The 3,304-nt window shown below is 27.9% G+C and carries 1 protein-coding gene; it reads left to right on the top strand.

Features of this window, described 5'->3' with window-relative positions; all coding sequences use genetic code 11:
* Positions 1-379 precede the first annotated feature (379 nt).
* The coding region (gene hsdR / locus ACMOUI_RS12775; RefSeq protein WP_418966078.1) for a type I restriction-modification system endonuclease at positions 380-3,304 on the top strand (2,925 nt) is incomplete at its 3' end.

The following is a 3,304-nucleotide window of genomic DNA, read 5'->3' as shown; positions in this document are numbered from 1 at the left end:
ATAATAATTTAAATTATTATATAATATAATTTCATATTTTCCTAAAAAATTTTTGAAATCTATGGTGATACCCTGAAAATATATAAATTAAGTTAAGATTGTTAAAAATATAATAATCATCGATAATACTATATAATGTTTTAAGAATTAATAGCTTAAGTGTTAAATTTAAAAATTTAGCCACCTTTAATTTTTGCGTTAATTAAAACTATTAATAAGTTTTAGGAATTTATAGAATATATTATTTTATTTTTTTAAAAAGATTATAATTTAAAGTAAGTAATATTCCCATTGCTTCCTTTTGTTTTTATTATGGTTTTATGATAAAATATAATTGAAAAATACAAAATATTAATTACTATATTAGGGGGAGTGTTCCGTGCAAAGTAACTTTTATTTTTTGAGAAAAGATTGGAATATATTGGCTAGAATTGGAGAGATGGCAGAGTATAATCTGAATAATGACCCAAATACTGCTATGATAAAAATAAGACAACTTGGTGAGTATATAGCAAAGGCAATTATAAAAGCCGAAAGGATGCAAGATGTTGAAAGTGATAATCAATTAGAAAGAATTCGAATCTTAAAGAACAATGAATTAATATCACCAGAGATAGAAGATATACTTCATTTAATAAGAAGAAAAGGAAATGACGCTGTTCATAAAGGATTTGAAGACAAAAAAGAAGCGGAAGTATTACTTTCTTTAGTAGTAAAGCTGTCAGCATGGTTTAATGAACTTTATGGAAGTGATATAAAATTTGATTCTACAAAGGTATCTTTTCAAAGTCCTCAAGATATAAATTATAAAGAGGCTTATGAGAAATTATTAGAAATAGTTGAGAAGGATGAAAAAGAAAAGATATTTGAAAAATTAGATATAGATAAAATAGTAGTAAAAACGATTGATGAAAGAAATAATTTTAGAAAAAGTATCAAGAATAATGTAGACTTATCAGAAGCCGAGACTAGAATTTTAATAGACCAACAGTTGATAGATGCAGGGTGGGAAGCAGACACAATAAATTTGAATTATAAAACTAAAAGAACCTTACCCGAATCAAAAAAGTTCTTAGCTATAGCAGAATGGCCGTGTGAAAAAGATAATGGTGCAGTAGGATATGTAGATTATGCATTGTTTTATGGTAAAAAGTTATATGGGGTACTAGAAGCTAAAAGATATAGTGTAGATATAGGCGGAGCTTTAAAAAGAGATAGTCGAATGTATTCAGAAGGCCTAATTTTAAAAGACGGAGTTGAACTATGTGAAGGAGCTCCATTTTTAAATAAATATAAAGCTCCGTTTATGTTTTCAAGTAATGGAAGAGATTTTAATCCCTATTTAATAGACAAATCAGGAATATGGTTTTTGGATGGGAGAAGAGAAAAAAATTCAGTAAAACCATTAAAAGGGTTTTATTCACCAAGAGATTTGAAAGAACTATTAGAAAAAGATGAGATGTTAGCTAATCACACATTAAAAGAAACATCTTTAGATTACTTATCATCAAGTACAGGATTGAATCTTAGAACATATCAAATAGATGCAGTTAAAGCTGTTGAGAATGCTTTGATAAATGGACAAAATAAAGTACTTTTAACAATGGCAACAGGAACAGGAAAAACAAGGACAGCGTTAGCTATTCTTTATAGAATATTAAAAGCAGAAAAATATAAGCGTGTTTTATTTATAGTGGATAGATCAACTTTAGGAGAACAAACAAAAGATACTTTTGATAATGCTAAAATTGAAAGTGAGCTACCTATTTCAAAAATTTATGATATAAAAGGATTAACTGATAAATTTCCAGAGGATACAACAAGAGTTCATATAGCCACTGTTCAAGGGTTAATGAAAAGAATTTTATACTCAGATAATAAGCCAACAGTAGGACAGTATGATTGTATTATAATAGATGAAGCTCATAGAGGATATATTTTAGATAAAATTCAAGATGAAAATGAAGAGAACTTTAGGGATGAGTTGGATTATAGAAGTAAGTATAGAAGCGTTGTTGATTATTTTCAAGCTGATAAAATAGCATTAACGGCAACACCAGCTTTACATACATATGAAATATTTGGAGAGCCAGTATATCAATATTCTTATAGACAAGCAGTTTTAGATGGTTATTTAGTAGATTTTGAGCCACCTTATATTATAAAAACAAAATTATCATCAGATGGGATTCATTATGAAAAAGGTGCAGATGTTAAAGTTTATGATAATGAAACAAAAAAAGTAAATATTGTAAAGAATATTGAAGATCAATTAGATTTTGATGTAGATAAATTTAATACAACAGTTATAACAGAAGGATTCAACAGAGCTGTATGCTCGGCTTTAGTAAAATATATAAATCCTTTTGGACCAGAAAAGACACTTATATTTGCAGCGACAGACGAACATGCAGATATGATTGTTAGAATTTTAAAAGAAGAGTTTGATGCTTATGGGCAACCTCAAATGAATAATGACATGATAGAAAAATTAACAGGTTCGGTGAAGGATGTAGGGAGGTTAATAAAGAAGTTCAAAAATGAACCGTATCCAACGATAGCGGTAACAGTAGATTTATTAACAACAGGAGTAGATGTACCTGCAATCTCTAATTTAGTATTTTTAAGAAAAGTAAAAAGTAGAATTTTATACGAGCAGATGATAGGAAGAGCTACAAGAAGATGCGATGATATTGGAAAGGATTGCTTTAAAATATATGATGCAGTTGACATCTATGCAGATTTAGAAGAGCATAGCGACATGAAGCCAGTTGTAACAAATCCTAAATCAAATATAAAAAAATTATATTCTGACTTAGAAAGTTCTAGTGGGAATATAGAAGCTACTAACTATTTTAAGGATGAAATAGTAGGAAGACTTCAAAGAAAAAAGAAAAGATTAGAAAAAAGGGGCCAAGATTATATTAAAGCTCTTTTTAATGCTAAAAGAAAAGATGAAATCTCAAGTATAGATGAATACATAAAATATTTAAATAATGCTCCAAAAGAAACTCTATATGAAGAACTAATTAAAGAAAAAGAGTTTTTAATTTATATAGATAGCTTAAAGTTAGGTATAAATAAACAAGTTATAGCAGATCATGAAGATGAGGTTCAAGAAGTTTATCAAGAGTTTGAAAATAGGAGGCCAGAGGATTATCTAGAGAGCTTCAAAGAATTTATCATTAAAAATCAAGATAAAATAGATGCCTTAAAACTTTTAAAAATCTCACCAGAACGATTTACTGGAAAAGAATTAAAAGAGATTATTGCTTTACTAGATGAAGAGGGATTTAAACAAAAG

It is taken from the genome of Cetobacterium sp., from assembly GCF_048470075.1.
Lineage (GTDB): Bacteria > Fusobacteriota > Fusobacteriia > Fusobacteriales > Fusobacteriaceae > Cetobacterium_A.
This window is presented reverse-complemented; position numbering and strand designations above follow the sequence as displayed.